Annotated in this window: 17 protein-coding genes and 1 pseudogene; 11 read left to right on the top strand and 7 right to left on the bottom strand. The window is 44.4% G+C overall.

The window, feature by feature from the left end:
• The first annotated feature begins 44 nt into the window (after positions 1 to 44).
• Complete coding sequence (locus tag P2A85_RS25505; protein WP_377476122.1) at positions 45 to 866, top strand: tetratricopeptide repeat protein; 822 nt, start codon at positions 45 to 47, stop codon at positions 864 to 866.
• A 106-nt stretch (positions 867 to 972) separates the two neighbouring features.
• Here the strand turns inward: P2A85_RS25505 and P2A85_RS25500 are convergent, their stop codons facing one another.
• The gene (locus tag P2A85_RS25500; RefSeq protein WP_377476120.1) at positions 973 to 4,599 is read right to left on the bottom strand and encodes an NB-ARC domain-containing protein; all 3,627 of its coding nucleotides are present in this window, start codon (positions 4,597 to 4,599) and stop codon (positions 973 to 975) included.
• 213 nt (positions 4,600 to 4,812) lie between these two features.
• Here P2A85_RS25500 and P2A85_RS25495 point away from each other — a divergent pair, with 213 nt between their 5' ends.
• The 3 genes from P2A85_RS25495 to P2A85_RS25485 all read left to right on the top strand — a co-directional run bounded on the left by P2A85_RS25495 (position 4,813) and on the right by P2A85_RS25485 (position 11,085).
• Positions 4,813 to 5,769: an AbfB domain-containing protein gene (locus tag P2A85_RS25495; protein WP_377476119.1), complete on the top strand. Its 957-nt coding sequence runs from the start codon at positions 4,813 to 4,815 to the stop codon at positions 5,767 to 5,769.
• A 123-nt stretch (positions 5,770 to 5,892) separates the two neighbouring features.
• Positions 5,893 to 6,867, top strand: coding sequence for a hypothetical protein (locus tag P2A85_RS25490; protein WP_377476118.1), 975 nt, complete (start codon positions 5,893 to 5,895; stop codon positions 6,865 to 6,867).
• Positions 6,868 to 7,038: 171 nt separating this feature from the next.
• Positions 7,039 to 11,085 carry a putative Ig domain-containing protein gene (locus P2A85_RS25485; protein ID WP_377476117.1) on the top strand — a complete coding sequence of 1,349 codons (4,047 nt, stop codon included), beginning with the start codon at positions 7,039 to 7,041 and terminating at the stop codon, positions 11,083 to 11,085.
• A gap of 159 nt (positions 11,086 to 11,244) precedes the next feature.
• Here the strand turns inward: P2A85_RS25485 and P2A85_RS25480 are convergent, their stop codons facing one another.
• Entirely contained in the window at positions 11,245 to 12,564 is a 1,320-nt protein-coding gene (locus P2A85_RS25480) for an IS4 family transposase (RefSeq protein WP_377481315.1), read from the bottom strand.
• A 112-nt stretch (positions 12,565 to 12,676) separates the two neighbouring features.
• Between P2A85_RS25480 and P2A85_RS25475 the strand changes: the two genes are divergently transcribed.
• Positions 12,677 to 12,973 carry a hypothetical protein gene (locus P2A85_RS25475; RefSeq protein WP_377473255.1) on the top strand — a complete coding sequence of 99 codons (297 nt, stop codon included), beginning with the start codon at positions 12,677 to 12,679 and terminating at the stop codon, positions 12,971 to 12,973.
• 584 nt (positions 12,974 to 13,557) lie between these two features.
• Here the strand turns inward: P2A85_RS25475 and P2A85_RS25470 are convergent.
• Positions 13,558 to 13,764 carry a hypothetical protein gene (locus P2A85_RS25470; protein ID WP_377476116.1) on the bottom strand — a complete coding sequence of 69 codons (207 nt, stop codon included), beginning with the start codon at positions 13,762 to 13,764 and terminating at the stop codon, positions 13,558 to 13,560.
• 39 nt (positions 13,765 to 13,803) lie between these two features.
• Here P2A85_RS25470 and P2A85_RS25465 point away from each other — a divergent pair, with 39 nt between their 5' ends.
• The 6 genes and pseudogenes from P2A85_RS25465 to P2A85_RS25440 form a co-directional block, all read left to right on the top strand.
• Positions 13,804 to 15,018 (top strand): glutathione S-transferase family protein, encoded by a 1,215-nt coding sequence (locus tag P2A85_RS25465; RefSeq protein WP_377476115.1) that lies wholly within the window; start codon positions 13,804 to 13,806, stop codon positions 15,016 to 15,018.
• 148 nt (positions 15,019 to 15,166) lie between these two features.
• A complete protein-coding gene (locus P2A85_RS25460; protein WP_377476114.1) occupies positions 15,167 to 15,541 on the top strand; it encodes a DUF433 domain-containing protein in 375 nt (124 codons plus the stop codon).
• A complete protein-coding gene (locus P2A85_RS25455) occupies positions 15,538 to 15,705 on the top strand; it encodes a hypothetical protein (RefSeq protein WP_377476113.1) in 168 nt (55 codons plus the stop codon). Before P2A85_RS25460 ends, P2A85_RS25455 begins: the two co-directional genes overlap by 4 nt.
• A complete protein-coding gene (locus P2A85_RS25450; protein ID WP_371117182.1) occupies positions 15,681 to 16,007 on the top strand; it encodes a type II toxin-antitoxin system PemK/MazF family toxin in 327 nt (108 codons plus the stop codon). Before P2A85_RS25455 ends, P2A85_RS25450 begins: the two co-directional genes overlap by 25 nt.
• On the top strand, positions 15,994 to 16,197 hold the full coding sequence (locus P2A85_RS25445; RefSeq protein WP_371117162.1) for a hypothetical protein: 204 nt from the start codon (positions 15,994 to 15,996) through the stop codon (positions 16,195 to 16,197). Before P2A85_RS25450 ends, P2A85_RS25445 begins: the two co-directional genes overlap by 14 nt.
• Before the next feature lie 333 nt (positions 16,198 to 16,530).
• A pseudogene (locus P2A85_RS25440) lies at positions 16,531 to 16,641 on the top strand (hypothetical protein); the annotation flags it as partial.
• Here P2A85_RS25440 and P2A85_RS25435 read toward each other — a convergent pair.
• From P2A85_RS25435 to P2A85_RS25420, 4 genes are all read right to left on the bottom strand, one after another.
• The gene (locus P2A85_RS25435; protein WP_377476112.1) at positions 16,634 to 17,044 is read right to left on the bottom strand and encodes a putative toxin-antitoxin system toxin component, PIN family; all 411 of its coding nucleotides are present in this window, start codon (positions 17,042 to 17,044) and stop codon (positions 16,634 to 16,636) included. The pseudogene P2A85_RS25440 and the gene P2A85_RS25435 sit on opposite strands and share 8 nt — an antisense overlap.
• The gene (locus P2A85_RS25430; protein ID WP_377476111.1) at positions 17,034 to 17,261 is read right to left on the bottom strand and encodes a hypothetical protein; all 228 of its coding nucleotides are present in this window, start codon (positions 17,259 to 17,261) and stop codon (positions 17,034 to 17,036) included. The genes P2A85_RS25435 and P2A85_RS25430 overlap by 11 nt, the downstream gene beginning before the upstream one ends.
• A gap of 311 nt (positions 17,262 to 17,572) precedes the next feature.
• Positions 17,573 to 17,866: a translation initiation factor gene (locus tag P2A85_RS25425; RefSeq protein ID WP_371117161.1), complete on the bottom strand. Its 294-nt coding sequence runs from the start codon at positions 17,864 to 17,866 to the stop codon at positions 17,573 to 17,575.
• A gap of 96 nt (positions 17,867 to 17,962) precedes the next feature.
• Positions 17,963 to 18,463, bottom strand: a complete 501-nt coding sequence (locus P2A85_RS25420) for a hypothetical protein (protein WP_377476110.1) — start codon at positions 18,461 to 18,463, stop codon at positions 17,963 to 17,965.
• Between the last annotated feature and the right edge of the window lie 296 nt (positions 18,464 to 18,759).

The following is an 18,759-nucleotide window of genomic DNA, read 5'->3' as shown; positions in this document are numbered from 1 at the left end:
GGATTCCTCTACTATCTCTGCTACTGGCCCTGGGTTTGTGCACAATGCCCAAACCCGTTGTCGCCCAGGCACTCCTGCCTTACACCCTACAAATCGACTCTGCCCAACTCGAACAAACAGCCTTGAGCCTGGGAGAAGAAGCTGTCCAGCTAGCCAGACTCCAGCAGTACCAACTCGCGGTACCCAGAGCCGAACTCGCCACACAATTAGCCCCTAAGAATTCTCAAGCTTGGACTTTGTTAGGCGGCTTGTACCTTCAAGTTGACCAGTTGCAAAAAGGCATTGACGCTTTGCAACAAGCTCAATCTCTGTCGCCGGAAAATCCTGCAATTAAATTTGTCTTGGGAGAAGCTCATTTTCGGCAAGCAAACTATGAAAAAGCAGTTGAATACTTACAAGCAGGGTTAAAGTTAAAACCCGATAATCCGGGTGCATTATTTGATTTAGGCAATGCTTTTTACAAGCTTAAACGATTGGACAATGCGATCGCCCAATATGAAAAAGCCTTTGCTTTAGAAAAAAATCTCTGGCCCGCTCTCAACAATATCGGATTAGTCAAATACGAAAAGGGAGATGCCGATGGCGCGATTAAACGTTGGGAACAGGCGATCGCGATCGACAACAAAGCAGCCGAACCAATGCTAGCTCTAGCAGTAGCATTGTACGGCAAAGGCGACAAAGAAAAAGGCTTAGCGATGGGAGAAGCGGCTCTGAAACTAGATAAACGCTATGCTACTGTAGATTTTCTCAAAGAAAACCTCTGGGGCGATCGTTTAATCGCAGCCACCAAAAAATTCTTAGATACTCCCGAAATGAAAGCAGCACTCGTTAAAATTCAAGACTCACCACCTTCGGGGCAAATTTAGCATCTCCAAGTCTGGTGAAACTGAGGGGATATCCAGCCCTCCCTACCAAAAAACTCACTCTTTTTGGAACAGGCATCTTGCCTGTTCTTAAGAATGCTAAAACATATCACGATCGACTTACTTCCACGGCCCCTAGTGTTTTGAACATCGCCGCAGTCGCCTCAGTTACACCTTTAACACCTGAAATATTCAATCCTTCATAAGGTTTCGGAACCGGCAAAGTTTTGATACACTCACCCGTTACGACATCCCAAAACTTAATCGTCTCATCTTGGCTGCTGCTAGCCAATCTCTGCCCATCTAAACTAAAAGCAACACACCACACCCAATTTTCGTGTCCCCGCAGAAGTAGCAAGCAATCATTCGTCCTCGCATCCCATACTCGTACAGTTCGATCGTGACCGCCACTCGCCAAAAGTGTACCATCATGATTGAAGATTACCGATGAAACAATACCATCATGTCCCTCGATATTGGTCAGACATTCTCCAGTATTGATATCCCAAAACTTGATGCTACCGTCACTATTGCTGCTTGCCAAAATATTACCGTCAGGGCTAAAGGCAACAGACCAAACCCAACCGCTATTTCCCATCAAAGTGCTTAAGACTTTCCCTGTACCGACATCCCATAACTTCACCGTCTTATCGGTACTCGCAGAAGCCAGGATATCACCTGAAGGACTAAAAGTAACTCCCATCACCCAACTCTGATGCTCGGTACAAATATAAAGACATTGCCCTGTGCTAATATCCCATAGTTCGATCGTCTGGTCTTCACTGAAACTTGCCAAAATCTTACCGTCGGGACTGATGGCCACTCCCCAAACCCAAGCAGAATGACCCTCTAAACTTTTTAGGCATTTTCCAGTCCCAGCATCCCACAACCTCACAGTAGTGTCAGAGAATCCACTCGCCAACAAGTCCCCATTCGGACTGAAGGCAATTGATTTCAACCGATTAGTACGTCCATCTTGTATACTTTTAAAACACTTCCCGGTTTTGATATTCCACAATCTCACGGCGCGATCGCTACTAGCTAAAGTTTGGCCATCGGGTGAAAAAACTACCGAATTTACTGGATTGCTTTGCCCCAATACTGTTTTCAGACAACGACCTGTTTTAACATCCCACAGTCTCACCGTACAGTCTTCACCAGTGCTAGCTAAAATTTTGCCATCTGGACGAAACGCGACAGATGAAACTCGACTGGTGTGTGCTTGCAGCGTTTTTAGACACTCACCCGATGCCACTTCCCACAATCTGACGGTGCTGTCTTCGCTGCAACTTGCTAACATCTGACCGTCAGGACTAAAGGCAACAGACACTACTATTTGTGAATGTCCAGAGCAAATCCTAACGAGTTCACCTGTGTTAATATCCCAGATGCGAATCAAAGCATCATCACCACCACAGGCTACAGTTTTACCATCTAAACTGAAAGCAACCGATCGAATTTGACGACAGTCACTCTCAAACATTTTCAGGCATTGTCCCGTAGCAACATCCCACAGTTTAAGTATTCCATCATCACCGCCACTAGCTAAAATATTACCTTGAGGACTAAATGCGATCGACCAAACCTGACTTTTGTGTGCCGGCAAAGTTAGCAAACACCGTCCGTGACTCCAATCCCAAAAACGCACAGTTCCATCACTGATGCTACTAGCAAGCATCTTGCCATCTGGACTGAAAGCAACTCCCAGCACACTGCTACGATTTCCCTGCAATGTTTGACGAATCGACCAACTGCTAACATCCCAGCAATTAATCGTGCCGTTACTACCGCCAGTAGCAAAGGTTTTCCCATCTGGACTAAAAGCAACAGATAACACGATGCTGCCGTATTCTTTGCCAGTTCTCAGTAGCCTAAATTCTGGCATTTGCCACAAGTGAACCTCACTATTAGTATCGCTCATTGCTAAAAGTTTTCCATCCGGGCTAAAAGCGATTGACAAACCGCTTCCCAAAACTTCAGCGAAAACCGAATTAGTTAGATCAGCTCCCGCAAAGTTGACAAAATGCAAATTTGTATCAGCTAAATAAGCTTGCCAAACAGTCAAATGAGAAAAATCCCAACCGCTTAAATCTGTCTGCATTTGACACAATAGATTTATAATATTACCCGCAACATAGCCAGTTTCTAGTGTGGGTTTACCGCGCAGGGATGCCAAAATAGGTTTGAGTTGGTTTTCGAGGATTTGCTGGCGTTCAAAAGAAAAAAAAAGGCGATCGGCAATAGGTTTGAGGATCAGACTTACTTGCGTATCTCTAATGTATTCTTTAGCTGTAGCTTTGAGCAGAGCATGGCTTCTGAGAATATCAATTTTGCTGGTTGCGATTTCAGTGCAGACTTGTTCGATTAATCGTTCCGTCATGTATTCCATGACGACAGGTTGTTGAGTGTAGCCCTCTGAGGTTTTTTCAATCAGAGAATGTCTCAGGAGAGAACCTAAAACTTCTAGTAATTCTTTAACAGTTAATTTGGCAACTAAATCTTGTTGTAATTCTGCCACCGAGACTGGCTCCCGATTAATAGCCAGCCAGTACATCACCTTTTTTTCTAAATCTAATAAACGATTAAATTGCCTATCTAATAGATTGCGAATATCGTCAAATACTAAAGTTCCTTGATTTAAAAGTTCTAAAAATTTGGGGAGGCTACTCTCAAAAAAATCGCGAATCGCGGGAGCGACCATTTTTAAGGCTAGGGGATTTCCTCCATAATGAGATATCAAAATATCCCATTCAGAGTCCGACCCTTGAAAATCACCGATACGTTGAAAAAAAATCCGTGCTTTAGGAGTGCTTAAACCTTTCAGTTGTAACGAACGAACGGGCAAAGTTTCGCCTTCTCGAACGGCTAAACCGATCGGCTTTTCTCGACTGGTTAATAGCAGGGTACTTTTATGATTTATTTCGGCTACGCATCGCAGAAGTTGACCGTATCCTTCATATCCCTCTCGATAACAACCCGTGCGTTCTTCTTCCTGTAGAATTGACTCGATATTATCCAATATTAACAGACACCGATGTTGTCGCAGATAGTACAGCAGTCGCGAGATTCTACCATCCACGGTATCTGGTAAATTCGTTTCCTGTTGATGCGACAGAAATTGAATCAATGCTAGTAACAAATCGAGGAGAGAGGGAGCATTGCAGAGACTGTGCCAAATAATATAATCAAATTGTTCTTGGATGCGTTCTGCTACCTTAATAGAGAGAGAAGTTTTGCCAATTCCACCCATCCCCAACAGCGTTACTAAGCGGCAGCGATCGACGATCAGCCACTTTTCTAATAAGGCTATTTCCTCTGCACGCCCGTAGAAAATAGAAACATCAATTGCTTCTCCCCAATTAATCGTTTTGTTGAGTTTTGTTACGTCAGTTGCAACTCGATCGGCGATCGGACTACTGCGATCGATTTGTTCATCGATATTGTGACTAATTTGGCTATTTGGTAGTGAGACGGAGACTTGTGCTTGTTGTGCTTGCCGTCGCAAAACAGACTGAAAATTACTCTTAGTGACTTTTTCTCCGCATACCCGACTGAGAACTTTCCATAACTGAAAGCCAACAAACTTAATATATTCGGCATCATAACCAGCGCTTTTGGCAATCTCTCGATAAGAGTGTCCTTCCCAAGTCTGTCGCAATACTAATATGTGAATATCGTTGAGATGCTCTTGTTTGAGAACGGAGTCGAGGAAAAGCAGTGCTTCGTCGATCGTCATTTATTTAAAATTATCGGGTGTGTTAGCGCAAAATCGGTAGTTCCTGCTGGACGGCACAGGAACTTGAGCAATTATACTCAAGATTGTAGCATATTTTACGCGCAAGTTATAACTATTTATAACTTTTTCTCACTGACGTAGCTGCCGCAACCGAGTTATTACTGAATCAAGGTAGATTTAACTAGAAATTTTCAATCTTAAGAGGAGAGAAAAATGAAGATTAGAATTTTGGGTTCTGCACTTGTAGTAGGTTTGATAAGTGTAGTAAATTTCTCATCTTTAGGAACTGCTAAAGCTTTAGCACAGCAAGGTACATACCGCTCACTCCAGTCCTACAATTTTCCTACTTTCTACATACGTCATCGTAATCTTCTAGGAGAAATTTCAACAATTTCATCTAGTCTAGACAAGCAAGATGCCACATTTAAAATCGTTACTGGATTAGCAGACAGTAATTGCATCTCATTTCAATCTCAAAATAATCCGGGAGCTTATCTTCGACATCAAGAATTTAGAATCAAGCTTGCTACTGTAGAAAACTCACAACTATTTAAGGCAGATGCAACATTCTGTCAACGTTCAGGATTAGCTGATTCAACACTAGCATCTTTTGAGTCTTATAACTTTCCCGGTCATTATTTACGTCATAGCAGTTCTAACTTGTATATACAAAAAGATGAGGGTGAGCTTTTTCGGAAAGATGCGACATTTAGGATGGTTAATCCTATGGGACTTAATCCAGTAACTTTCCCAATAACAGGTGATAAAGAGAATGGAGTAGCGAATGGTCGAATGCGTACTTCATTCACACTCAATGCGGATGGATCACTCACAGCAGTTACAAATACGCGCACCGGGATAAAACTAGCAGGTTTTACCGGAGCAGCAAGCGTAATTCTTGTTGACGAGAATAGGCAGCTAATTTGGGCTTCTGGTGTTCACTCTTACGGAGTAGACGGTTGTTTTATTGGTAGATGCAACAGGAATGATAATTGGAGTGAAAACGTTCCCCCGGAAATTATGAGCCGAGTGAGAGGATATGCTATTCTTCAACAGCACAATCCTAAATGGAGAGTGTTTGATAGGGGAGCACAATTCCTACGCTGGTTGAATTCTGATGAAGGAAAGGCAACAGTCTCAACGATTGCAACCATCATCGCCATGCTTTAAAATGATGCACGCGATCGCTATTGTGTCAGTTGGATAAAGAAAGTGCGATCGCTTCTTGGTTATCTGGAATAGTAGAGGGTGCTCGCTAAAACTAAAATTTTCCACAAAGTGAGAAACTAAAATATGAAACGCATAAAATGTATTCTGATTGGGTTACTCCTAGCCAGTAGCATAGGTGTCACAGATGCCTGCGCCCAGAGCAATAAACCAAGTCCGCAGGCATCGCCACCAGCACTTTCTACTCAGGGTGCCCAAACAGATTGGGATGTAGAAACAATTATAAAAAGCGAGTCTCTAGACAATCCCAAACTTTACGTAGTGCTTTTAGTGACGCTAATTGCTGGAGGGGTTGGCGGGATTGTTTTTGAGTTGCTGAACCTGCAAGGCAATATTGAGCTAACCCACGCACCCACCGAGGATGAATTTGCAGCAAAACTTGCTTACGCTACTCCAAAAAATGTAACTGATTTGGGCATTTTCGCAAGAATTATTATTGGTGCATGTGCTGCTGTTCCTGCTATGGTGGTTATCGAACCAGCGAGCGTATTGAGTTTATTAGCAATGTCCTTACTCGCTGGTTCGGCAGGGACTGCTGTCTTCCGTTCCTTGCAAGATCGATTCTTATTAGCCATCACTCAGCAAGAGGCAAAAGAAAAGAAAAGAGAAATCAAGCAGAAAATAATTATTGTTAAGATTGACAAGGCGATCGCGGCTGTTGAAACCCTAGAAGAGGAAGTCGAAAAAAAATCAGAGAGTCCGGAAGGAACAACCGATCTAATAATTCCAGAAGGCACTGTTTTAGACCTCCGTCATGTCGAGGAAGTCAGAAAAGTCGTATTGCAGGTTACAGGAGTAAATTCTGAAGCAAACAAAGCGAGCGCTGCTTTTGAAAAGTTAGAGGAGGAATTGATCGAGAAATCAGTTAAGCTCCCAGGAACGATGGATCTGAAATTCACCAAAGACACTACTATAAAGTTCAATTTGTTTGGGAATGTCAAGGATTGCTTGATCCAGGCTAAAGGAGCAAATGAGCTAACTGCGATCGCTGATAATAGCCAGTCACCTCAACCAGTAACCCAGATCCAAAACCACCTGTAAACGATCGCAAACCCGATCGGACATGATATAACTGCTGGTTAGGTTTCAGCACCTCTGCTTGCTTAAAGCGAGCTTTTGCTTCTTTAGTACGTCCTAAATTATTCGATGCTATGCCTCGGTTGTATGATTCTCTGAGTTTATTTAACCCTAAAAAAATAGTCGAGCAAAAAAATGCCAAATCAAATCTACTCCATTATTGACTTAGGCACACTGGGCGGATCAGAAAGTCGAGCTTGGGCGATTAATAAAAACGGTCAAGTAGTCGGTGATGCTCAGACAGGTAGCGGACAGTTCCGTGCTTTTCAATTCACTGATATTAACACTAACCAGCAACTAGACCCTGGTGAAATGCAAGATATTGGCATAGTGGGCAACGCATTAGAAAGCCGTGGACGCGATATTAACAATAACGGTCAAGTGGTCGGTTTTCTCACAACCAGCACTGGGAGTACCAGAGCTTTCCTGTGGAACAGTACCAGCGGAATGCAAGAGCTTAAAGAGCTTAAAGGAAGTAGCAACTCTGCACTCAGCATCAATAACAATGGTGTAGCAGTTGGCTTTTTCAATGTTAACCAATTTCAATTTCACGTTAGCCGTTGGCAAAACGATCAGGATCTTCCCCTAATCGATAAGCAAATCGATAAAAGTAGTTGGGCTACTGGCATTAACGACAGCGGTCAGATAGTTGGCTATACAGATATAAACGGCAATCCTATTCGCGCCTTTCTTTATGAAAGCGGAGAAATGAAAGATGCGCGTGACTTAGGCACGCTGAATAGCACTTCAACAACAAGAGCTTGGGACATTAATAATCAGAGCCAAGTCGTAGGTCAATCTGGTAGCAAGGCATTCTTTTGGAGTAGCAATGGTGGGATAAAAGACCTGGGTTCTTTAGGCAGCGGTAGCAGCCAAGCTTTAGCGATTAACAACCAAACTCAAGTAGTTGGTAAATCAAACAATAGCGCTTTTATTTGGAGCGACAGCAACAGCAACGGGCAGTCAGATCCTGGTGAGATGATTGACCTCAATACTTTGCTTCCTTCAAATGCTGGGTGGAGCCTTACAGAAGCACAAGATATCAACGATGCTGGTCAGATTGTAGGAACAGGTATTATCAATAATAAAACTCATGCTTTTCTTCTGACTCCAATTCCTTCTTCTCCCGTCGCTCTGTCAGTCGATTTGGATAAGGGCACTGAAACCGATCAAACAGTAATTACTGTGACAGCAACAACTCTCAGTGCAGTGAATCGCGATCGCACAGTCAGTGTTAATTTAACTGGGACTGCTACAAAAGAAGATTTTATCGAGAATCCAATTCCTCAAGAAATTATCATTCGAGCAGGGGAGCTTGAAGGTTTTTTCAAGGTCACAGTTAAAGATGATCCCCTAGTAGAAGGAACGGAAACTGCCACCTTCACTATCAGCAATCCCTCTGCTGGTCTTACCTTGGGTCAAAACATTTCTAGAAGTATCGCTATTACAGATAGCGATACAGTACGTCAAGGAGACTACGCTAAACTACCTTATGCAGTTAAGCAAGTTGAGGAGTTTATTAGCAAACTTAAAGCAGCAGACAAAGAAGAACGCAGAAAATTATTGAGTAACAATGGTCAGCTTTATGATAATAAACCAGTAGTAATACCAGACGATATTCTAGACAAGGATGGCAATTTTATTCCCAGTATTCTAGACAAAGATGGCAAATTAATTATTAAAAAAGGAGAAGACAAGCTTAGGGTATCGCTAGGTGCTAAGGGGTGTTATTTGTCATCGATGGCAATGGCAGTTAACATTCTGTTTCCTAACCGCCTTCCAGAAAATACACAAACACTTTATGATAAGGTTGCTGTTGAAGAAGAAGGAATTAGTCCAATTAAGTTTGTATATCAATGGCAGAATGGAAAACCTCGTTATAAGGGAGCAGATGTCGTCGGTGATGTAGCTTTACAAGCCATAAATGATGATCTAAAACAAGCAAAAACTAGCGATATAGATAAGATAAAAAAAGCGCTGGAAGCAGGAAACCCAGTTTTACTAAATGTTAATAATGGTGGACATTGGGTACTGGCTAAAGGTGTAACGCCAGAGGGAAAATTCGTCATTATAGATCCGAATTTTAAAAAAGAAGATGACAAAAAAACCCTTGAAGGGGAAAGAACCCTTGAAGAAGTGAAGGAAATGCTGAAGAAAGAAGGGAACCCAGATGCAAGAATTATCAGGCTGGATAATAAGCCATATGCAAATCTAACTCCTCACAGTCCCATCGATTTAGTAATTACCGATCCTACAGGAAAGAGGATCGGTTTTGATCCCAAAACAAATAGCAATTTTAATGAAATTGCCAACAGCGCATATACAATTGATTATCCGATTGAAGACTCGGACTACACCTATACTGAAGAAGATTTAGAGAATTTAAGACCCTTTGCTTCAGCAGGAACTTTCTTAGATTCTATTACACCAGGAACTTATAATATTCAAGTAACTGGAATAGCAGACGGGGAGTATCAAGTAGACTTTAGGAGTGATAGAAATACTGGCGATCTGCCAACTGTAAGCTTTGGAGGATTCATTACTAAGGGTCAGGTTGTCAATTACAAAGTACAATTAGACTCATCGTTAATCCCCACTTTAGTTGAGTCTTCAAATACTTCAAACAATACACCAGTCGCGACTGTGGCGATCGCAGACGCAACAGCCACAGTGGGTGCTGGTCTTAAGCTGCAAATTGGTGACAATGCTTTCAGCGACCCAGATGTGGGCGACACGCTCACATACTCGGGCACCTTAGAAGATGGTACTTCCCTGCCCACTTGGTTGACTTTTGATCCGGTGGCGCGTAGCTTTTCAGGGACACCAACAGATACCAATGTAGGAAGCTTTAATATTAAAGTCACCGCAACAGACAAGGCAGGTGCAAAAGCCAGTGATGTTTTTGTATTGGCAGTCGCTAAACAGACACCAACACCCACGCCGACATCAGTTCCCACTCCACCGCCGACTCCCGAACCAACCTCAACCCCGACACCCACTCCGATTCCCACCCCGACCCCGAATCCCACTCCCACCCCGACACCCACTCCGATTCCAGAACCGACCCCGAATCCCACTCCCATCCCGACACCCACTCCGATTCCAGAACCGACCCCGAATCCCACTCCCATCCCGACACCCACTCCGATTCCAGAACCGACACCCACTCCGATTCCAGAACCGACACCCACTCCGATTCCCACCCCGACCCCGAATCCCACTCCCATCCCGACACCTACTCCGATTCCAGAACCGACACCCACTCCAGCCCCGACACCGAATCCTATTCCAGCCCCGACACCGAATCCTATTCCAGAACCAACGCCAACACCGAATTCTGTTCCAGAACCAACACCCAATCCAGAACCAACCCCAACACCCACTCCTAATCCAGAACCAATCCCGACACCCACTCCTAATCCAGAACCAACCCCGACACCAACACCCAATCCAGAACCAACGCCAACCCTTGAGGCGATCGGCGGTGACACCCTAATTGGCACTGACAATGACGACTCGATCGCAGGTACTCAAAATGATGATGTCTTAATCGGTAAGTTGGGAAATGACACTCTTGTTGGTGGATTGGGTAATGATTTGCTCTATGGCAATCAAGGCAAAGACCTTCTCAACGGCGATCGGGGCAACGATTCTCTTTACGGCGGTAAAGGCAACGATATTGTTCGCGGCGGCAAGGATAATGACCTGGTTTTAGGAGATTCAGGAGATGATACCCTCTTCGGAGGCATGGGAAATGATACTGTCTATGGCGGTAAAGGTAATGATGTTGTCCACGGCGGTAAGGACGATGACCTAGTTTCCGGGGACTTGGGAAATGACACCCTTTTTGGAGACTTGGGAAATGATACTGTCTATGGCGGTGCTGGTGATGACCTGCTCAATGGCGGTGTAGGAAATGATTCGCTGATAGGTGGTGATGGTCGCGATCGCTTTGTACTGAGCTCTGGTGCAGGAGTGGACACCATTACTGATTTCCAGATTGGTCAAGATTTACTGGGATTAAGCGGCGGTGTCAGATTTGACCAGTTGACAATTAGCCAGGGTAGTGGTATGCAGGCGCAGGACACCCTGATCCGTATCGCCAGCACTGGTGAGTTGTTAGCGTCTGTCATTGGTTTTTCATCAAGCTCGCTTACCCAAGATATGTTCGCTCTGATTTGATATCGACAGTCCTGGACGCACGCTCTACGGTGTGCCAAGGGTTTTGAGATTGCTTCGTGCCTCGCAATGACAGAAATACGTTAGATCAATTCCGGTTGCACTCCTTATGATTAGCGAGGAGACGGCAGTGCCTATTGGTGTCAACTCATTGGTAACAAGTTAAGCTTGGATGGCTGTTGTCAAGGGGATTTGAGAAGATGCTTCAAAGAAAAAGCAGTCAGACCCTCGCTGTCGATCGGGGAAAGGTGCCACAATTAACTTAACGTTGGGTTTTCGTTGAGATTTAACAATACCTAAATCTCGATTTTCTGGCGCGGCGAAATACTCGATCAAGTCAGTTGCCTTACCTTTTTGATGAGCCACATAAAAATGGTAAAGACCCCTGTAAATCATCTCTAATGAAATCGAATCTATTGGTAAAGATAGTCGGTCAGCAACGGCATCACCTAAATCGACCAAGATTGCATAAAATATCCAAGTCCCCCAAATTTGAAGCTGGATGCCGTTGAGAGAACCTGTCCACAAATAACTTAATCCCAAAAGCCTTTTTACGGTATTAAAAGCATCTTCAATCCTCCAGCGCCTGCGATATAAATCTGCCACTACGTAGGGTGGTAAAACTTGAGGATCTAGTACGCTTGTCAAATAAGAATGCCAAGCTTTACCCGAACGAACTTCAATCAGACGTAAGGTAATAAATGGAGTTTTTGCTGTTCCCGAACCCAAACGTACCAGACTATCTCTCAGGTCGTAACTTTTGGTAAATACTTGCTTTACTTGAATGGCTGCTCCTTTTTTTAAACGAGTAATTAAGTGGATATCTGCTTCAATTAATTTGAGCCAAAAGCTAAAATGGTAAAATCCTCTATCCAGTAAGAGTAAGGTTTTACTTGGCACTAATTGCAGGATATTTTCTTCAAGCTTAACATCAGAAGCTCTCGGGTTTTCCTGAAACCAAATATCAACCGGGAGTCTGGTCATTAAATCTATGACCGTTGCCATTTTTCCTGCCAACTGCCCTTTGGGTATATGTTCGAGGCTTTTGAGCTGACAAAATAATGATTCGAGAGTTGAACTATCTACTATCCAAATTCTCGAAAATTTGGTCAAGGTAAATTGAATGCTTTCTGGTAAAGGTCGTTGGTTTCTCTGGTGCCAAGCAGTTCTTAAATTCGGTAATAAATTTTTGAATACTCCCTCAAATAATGTGGCGGGAAAACTTAAGAATCTTTGAGACATTGCTTGTTGACTGACTGTCGTAGGTCCGCACCACAAAAAACCTTCCCTTGCCAGCATTCTTGTAAGTTCTGTTACTCCAGCCACCTCTCGCCACAGTAGGGTTAATACTGCTGCTACCATCAACGGTAGGTTAAGAATTCTCCCTCGTAAACCTAGTTGACGGTAGTAATTTTCTTGTGAGGTAATGGCCGGTGTTAGTAATGCCGATAGTTGTGAGGCAATCTCCTCGTCTTCCACCATCGGTTTTGTAGTTTTTTTGGCGTGGTCACGGTTGGTTTTCTGACTTTTAGCCATATTTACTGACCTACACAATCGCTCAATTATTTGTCAATTATATCCTTCGATAATACCAATGCCCGCAACTGTTATCGATCGCCTGTCACTGTTATCGATCGCCTGTCACTGTTATCGATCGCCCGTCACTGTTATCGATCGCCTGTCACTGTTATCGATCGCCTGTCACTGTTATCGATCGCCCGTCACTGTTATCGATCGCCCGTCACTGTTATCGATCGCCCGTCACTGTTATCGATCGCCTGTCACTGTTATCGATCGCCCGTCACTGTTATCGATCGCCTGTCACTGTTATCGATCGCCCGTCACTGTTATCGATCGTGGTGCAACGCCAATCGAGTCCACAACTTATTAATAATGATAATCGTGCTTGGGTGAGAGAGTCCACCGCAGGAGGACTCTCTCACCCTTACCCCTATTTGATTATCATTATTATTACCTAATATTTCTATCCCAAGAGGTATTGACAAAATCTACTCCCTTCTAACTTGTTACTAATGGTGTCAACTTAACCTCAAACCGACAGTCCGGCAGGGGTTTAAACCCCTGCCTCAAAGCTAAAGTCGTCTGAAGACGACTAATGAGTTCTTCAGTCCTCTTTGAGAGGACTTTCGCTATGAGACAGGGAATTCATTCCCTGGCGGACTCGCGGGTGGGCGGGAAGACTGGTGGAAAAGCTTAAGTTGACACGCTTTGGGCAGTGCCTATTGGTGTCAACTTAACGTCAAACCCAGTCAGAGACTGTTGTTTGACTATTAAATCTAGATCCGAACGAGCCCCCCTTAAGAAGGGGGGGACAGGAGTCTTCTCAAAGTCCCCCTTCCCCCCTTGGGGGGGGCTAGGGGGGGGTGGGGATTTAGGGGGATCTGGACTCGGATATAAACGAGATTTCTCAAGGGTTTCAGGCTTAAGTTGACACCTATGGGCAGTGCCGTATCCCTACGCCAGATTAATTGTAGGGACACGGCACTGCCGTCTCCTAATTTCGGCTAATAATTCCGATGCTGCCGGATTTGATATTACTTGTGTGTAAGTGCCGATCGCAACTCGATCGCCAGTAGGGATGGTTTCGCCAGTAACAAATATCAGCCAATGGCAAATTTGCCATTGGCTTCGGGGCGATCGCAACCAATAAACGATATACATTTAGTCTATATTTCTACCATCATCAGCACTAATTCACCCATGACATCCACCCCTACGATCGCCACCCCCCTAACCTGGACAGAATTAGAAGCCCTCACAGACTTTCAAGTCGATCGCACCAACGGCCCCACCAACGCCCAATCCCGGTTGCGCCTCTTCGGAAAAACCGAATCCGATGTGCGAGTCACCCTGTACCGCGACAACCATGCGTGGTGTCCCTATTGCCAAAAAATCTGGCTGTGGTTAGAAGAAAAACAAATCCCCTACCGTATTGAAAAAGTTACCATGTTCTGCTATGGGGACAAAGAAAGTTGGTACAAGCGGAAAGTGCCATCGGGAATGCTACCCGCGATCGAACTAGATGGCCGCATTATCACCGAAAGCGATGACATTTTAATCGCCCTAGAACGAGTCTTTGGCCCCTTGAGTTTGGGTATGGAAAACCCGAAAGTCCTTCCCCTGAGACGACTAGAACGACTGCTATTTAGGGCCTGGTGTACTTGGCTGTGCTACCCAGCAAGTTCAGCCAAAGCAGAACAACACAACCGCAACCAATTTATCAGCGTTGTCGCCCAAGTTGAAGCAGCCTTGGCTAGCACTCCTGGGCCTTATTTCCTCGCTGAATTTGGCACTGCGGATGTCATCTTTACGCCCTATGTCGAACGGATGAATGCCAGTCTTTTCTATTACAAAGGCTACTCGATGCGCGAAGAAAACCCTCGCTTTGCGGACTGGTTTACAGCGATGGAAAGCCGCCTTACCTATCGCGGTACTCAAAGCGATTTTCATACTCATGTACACGATTTGCCGCCTCAAATGGGTGGCTGTTATGAAAACGGCGAACCGCAGATGCAAATCAATAAAGCCCGCGTGGATAATGGGCCTTGGGCTGGATTACCGGATGTGATGTATCCAGAACCGGAAACCTCTCGCGCTGAAGCACTCGATCGCGTTATTAAGCATCACAGCAACATTATTAAAGTCAATCCTGCGGATGACAAGTTATTTGATGAGGCTTTGCGTTGTGCTTTAACTTTGATGATGACTGGCGAAATTTGTACGCCTCCGGCTGGATCTGATGCGGCTTTGCGATATTTGCGCGATCGGGTGAATGTGCCCCGTGATATGTCCATTTACGCAGCTAAGCGCTTCAGGGAAGCTTTGGAGGAAACGGCGGCTTTGGTGGGTGATGGCCAAGGTGCTCCGATTCTGTTGAAGAATCGGCGCGATCAAGATCCGGCTAATTTTGTGTAGTGTTAATCCGTAGGGTGCGTCGCTGCGAGATTTTGGATATAACTTGCAGATTATAGATGGCGACGCACCCTACTTGCTACAAATACGACATTACAAATTTGTGAGGTACTATGAGATTATTTACTAAGTTGTTTCAGAGGCTATAGATATGGTTTCAGTATCCAACAACCAACCAACAATTATTCGTACAGAGCGCGGACTGACAATTTCAGGTACGCGCATCACTCTCTATGATGTCATGGACTACTTGACGGCTCAGTATCCCCGGAAATTTATCCGTTCCTTGTTTGACTTAACAGACGATCAGATTAACGTTGCTTTATCCTACATTGAGGCAAATCGTGCAGAAGTCGAAGCAGAATATCAAATTGTTTTAAGGCAAGCTAAGGAAATTCAGCATTACTGGGAAGAGCGCAATCGCGAACATTCTGCCCGCGTTGCAGCGATGCCACCCAAACCGGGTCGAGAGGCTCTTTGGGCCAAACTCCGAGAGCAGAAAGCCAGACACGAAGTAGAAGCATGAATTTTCTTATAGATCACAATCTCGGAGGTCATGCAGAGATTTTATTGGGCAATATTGCGAGTCAAGGCTGGCTAAATCTACTCCCAATTCGTTTTGTCACTTTCAAACAGATGAATTTGTCGATCGACAGTAACGATCGATCCGCAAGAGTCGATCGGCGGTAATTATTTCAGGAACAGCTTTTAATCAACGCAGCAAGGTAACTGTTCTACCCATTACTTCTGCTGTTCCCAACGATGGTTTACGAGCTGTTGTTTTGCCAGCTTCGGTATTAGAACAAGTAAAAAAAAATGATGCAGAGCGGGCATGGGTTCTAGAAATTTTGTCAGAGGTTGAGTTGATAGTAGATAGCTACGAGCAGCCCATACCAAGGCCTACGGACAATCAAGAGCAGAAAAAAAATTACTCGGGCAAGCAAAAAAGACACACTAAAAAAAAACCAGGTGATAGTCATGCCACAGGGTAAAGATATTGTTGACGTAGTAGTAGGAGAAACCGGAGCGACAGCCGACATAAACATTTGGAGAAAGCAGCGATTGTCATTAGAGAAATCTCAAAGATTTCAAGGAGATAAAGCTTATGTAGGAGAACCATTAATTAATACTCCTCATAAAAAACCTCGTCAGGGAGTTCTGACCCCGGCTCAAAACTCATAGACTGGGAAAAACACCCCATCCTCATTTTCTACGAAGATGCGAAACCCCAAGGTGTAGGGACACGGCAGTAGGGACACTCAAGCGTGCCCATTAGTGTCAACTTAAGCCTGAAACCCTTGGTATATCTCGCTTTTACCTAAGTCTAGATCCCCCTAAATCCCCACCCCCCCCTAGCCCCCCCCAAGGGGGGAAGGGGGACTTTGAAAAGACTCCTGTCCCCCCCTTCTTAAGGGGGGCTAGGGGGGATCTAGATTTAATAGTCAAACAACAGTCTATGACTGGGTTTGACCTTAAGTTGAGACCTATGGGCAGTGCCGTGTCCCTACTTTTCTCAACGCCCTCACTCGTTTCGACGCTACAATCTACGTTATTACCGACTCACCCCATCCCACCATTCCCACATTCTCACCCCAACTACCGCTAAATCAACTTACAATTAACTAAACCTATCAATAAACATATCTGGAGTAATAATTTCTACTGCTTGAAAAGGATTTAATACCAATAAATCCTTTTCACCTGTAACAATTACATTGGCATTACCACTAACAGCCAACTCTAAAAACTTATTATCTTTTTCATCTCGACAAACGGCAATTTTTTCTGTAATAGAGACTAACTCGGAGGCGCTGATAAATTTAAGCAAAAATACCTGTCTGTCTTCTAAAGAAAGATACTTATTAAACTTTTTCCGATTCAAAACTTGATCTAATTCATTTAAAGTCGCTTCAGAATATAAAATTATTCCTTGATTTTCTGCTAATTCAATCGCCCGAAATGGGATTGAATTCTTAAACAGTAAAGCACTGATTAAAACATTCGTATCTACGACAAATCTATTCGTCATTATCATCCGCTAAAATTTCTTGTAAAATCTCTGGCGTTAATCCTCGCTGTTGTGCTTTGTCAGAAATTTCTGCCATAACTTCAGTTAAACTTTTATTGTGTAAATTCCCTCTCAAAAACAATTTAACAATGTAGCTCAACTGTTTCTGAGTCTCAGAAGTAGCCCCTTCAAACGCCGTCTTAATATCTTCATCAACTTGAATCGTAATGCTTGCCATAGTCCTTATTAATCCTTTGAATATATGCTGTCATTAATTATGGCATAGTGACACCGCAACCCTCAAGCTCAAAATCCACAGAAGGCACAAATGGGGCAACCACTTCTGGATTCCCCCTACCGGCCTCAAAATCTACTCTTCACTCCTAGACTGGGAAAAATACCCCCTTCTCCTCTAAAAATCCCTCAATTGAGCCGTTTGAACAACAACTCGGCGTTATTCTCTCTAGTGTTAATCCGTAGGGTGCGTCGCTGCGAGATTTTGGATATAACTTGCAGATTATAGATGGCGACGCACCCTACTTGCTCAACTCAAATCACTTCCTCATCCGCTGGGTCGCCGTAGGGGTCTTCGCTGGCCGGGCGGACATTGCCGAACTGTTCATCCGCTGGGTCGCCATAGGGGTCTTCGCTGGCTGGGCGGACGTTGCCGAACTGTTTATCTGCTGGGTCGCCATAGGGGTCTTCGCTGGCTGGGCGGACGTTGCCAAACTGTCCAGAACCTGGGGGATGACCGTAGTTGTCTTCATCCTCAGAAGCGGCTGGATTTTCGTCCTCCGACCCGACGATCGCATCTTTTATTTTTCGCAAAAAACTATCTACCATGATTAAATTCCTCTTTGTTTATTTGCTGAAAGAACGGCTCTTTTAGATGGGGAAATGCCAAACTTAATCTTCCATCTAAAATCTCAAATAATTTGGTTACTGTGCAGGAACAGCAGTTTTAGCTTCCGGCAAGCTAGTAAGGTCTTTACCTGTAGTTTGGTTGTTGTACCCCTGGAATTCTCGGTAACGCGATGCTTCCGACTCCGGCACTTTAATGCCTTCTGGTGGCGGCGTTACCCAGTGAGCTCGTTTCTGGGCGTCGCGGTAGTAAACGCGACCGTTTTTGGAAAGGTAATATTGCCCCTGTGGCCCCTGTTCTTGTTTATTTTTGTGCTGATTGTAGAGGTAGTAAAGGGCGGCTGCTCCTACTAAAGTAATCGCTACTTTTTGAGTATTGCTCAGTCCTTTTTTCGCTTGGGTCGTTGGACTGGCGGGGCGATTCGCCGGTGCCCCAGCGCGAGTATCGTCTACTGGGGGCGGGGGAGCAGAACCTTGCTGGCTGGAACCGCAAGCAGTGACAAAGGGAAATGTCAGCAGCGTTGTCAGCAGCAGTGCCATGAAGCGCGAGCTTCTTGGTTCCGGGTAGACTTTATTCATTGCCGATCCGATTTCGTTTCTAACTTTAATCATCGTCAAATTTTGAGAAAATTTCGTCCTTCTAGAGAGATAGAATTTTTGTTAATTCCGCCCGCAGTGCAGCAGATTCCAGCCCTACTGCTAAAACTAACTTAACATCCATAATTTACCTTCTCTTGTTCAGTGAGTGGAAATACTCAAATTGTAGAGGGTAGATACGGGGGCACTACCCCTACAAAACCCTGGTTTCCGAATCGCAATTACCAACTTTTCCTAAGCTGTTACGCATTTAAACCACTAACTATCCATGTAGGGTG

The organism is Microcoleus anatoxicus (assembly GCF_042465725.1).
Classification (GTDB): Bacteria; Cyanobacteriota; Cyanobacteriia; order Cyanobacteriales; family Microcoleaceae; genus Microcoleus; species Microcoleus anatoxicus.
This window is presented reverse-complemented; position numbering and strand designations above follow the sequence as displayed.

What these genes read in the sequence shown, in the direction of transcription:
- P2A85_RS25495 (WP_377476119.1), top strand. Translation starts at nt 4,813, where the DNA reads ATGAAGATTAGAATTTTGGGTTCTGCACTTGTAGTAGGTTTGATAAGT.
- P2A85_RS25430 (WP_377476111.1), bottom strand. Translation starts at nt 17,261, where the DNA reads ATGGCAAGCATTACGATTCAAGTTGATGAAGATATTAAGACGGCGTTT.
- P2A85_RS25460 (WP_377476114.1), top strand. Translation starts at nt 15,167, where the DNA reads ATGGTTTCAGTATCCAACAACCAACCAACAATTATTCGTACAGAGCGC.
- P2A85_RS25425 (WP_371117161.1), bottom strand. Translation starts at nt 17,866, where the DNA reads ATGGTAGATAGTTTTTTGCGAAAAATAAAAGATGCGATCGTCGGGTCG.
- P2A85_RS25470 (WP_377476116.1), bottom strand. Translation starts at nt 13,764, where the DNA reads ATGTATATCGTTTATTGGTTGCGATCGCCCCGAAGCCAATGGCAAATT.
- P2A85_RS25475 (WP_377473255.1), top strand. Translation starts at nt 12,677, where the DNA reads ATGCCCGCAACTGTTATCGATCGCCTGTCACTGTTATCGATCGCCTGT.
- P2A85_RS25485 (WP_377476117.1), top strand. Translation starts at nt 7,039, where the DNA reads ATGCCAAATCAAATCTACTCCATTATTGACTTAGGCACACTGGGCGGA.
- P2A85_RS25490 (WP_377476118.1), top strand. Translation starts at nt 5,893, where the DNA reads ATGAAACGCATAAAATGTATTCTGATTGGGTTACTCCTAGCCAGTAGC.
- P2A85_RS25420 (WP_377476110.1), bottom strand. Translation starts at nt 18,463, where the DNA reads ATGAATAAAGTCTACCCGGAACCAAGAAGCTCGCGCTTCATGGCACTG.
- P2A85_RS25500 (WP_377476120.1), bottom strand. Translation starts at nt 4,599, where the DNA reads ATGACGATCGACGAAGCACTGCTTTTCCTCGACTCCGTTCTCAAACAA.
- P2A85_RS25505 (WP_377476122.1), top strand. Translation starts at nt 45, where the DNA reads ATGCCCAAACCCGTTGTCGCCCAGGCACTCCTGCCTTACACCCTACAA.
- P2A85_RS25455 (WP_377476113.1), top strand. Translation starts at nt 15,538, where the DNA reads ATGAATTTTCTTATAGATCACAATCTCGGAGGTCATGCAGAGATTTTA.
- P2A85_RS25465 (WP_377476115.1), top strand. Translation starts at nt 13,804, where the DNA reads ATGACATCCACCCCTACGATCGCCACCCCCCTAACCTGGACAGAATTA.
- P2A85_RS25445 (WP_371117162.1), top strand. Translation starts at nt 15,994, where the DNA reads ATGCCACAGGGTAAAGATATTGTTGACGTAGTAGTAGGAGAAACCGGA.
- P2A85_RS25480 (WP_377481315.1), bottom strand. Translation starts at nt 12,564, where the DNA reads ATGGTGGAAGACGAGGAGATTGCCTCACAACTATCGGCATTACTAACA.
- P2A85_RS25435 (WP_377476112.1), bottom strand. Translation starts at nt 17,044, where the DNA reads ATGACGAATAGATTTGTCGTAGATACGAATGTTTTAATCAGTGCTTTA.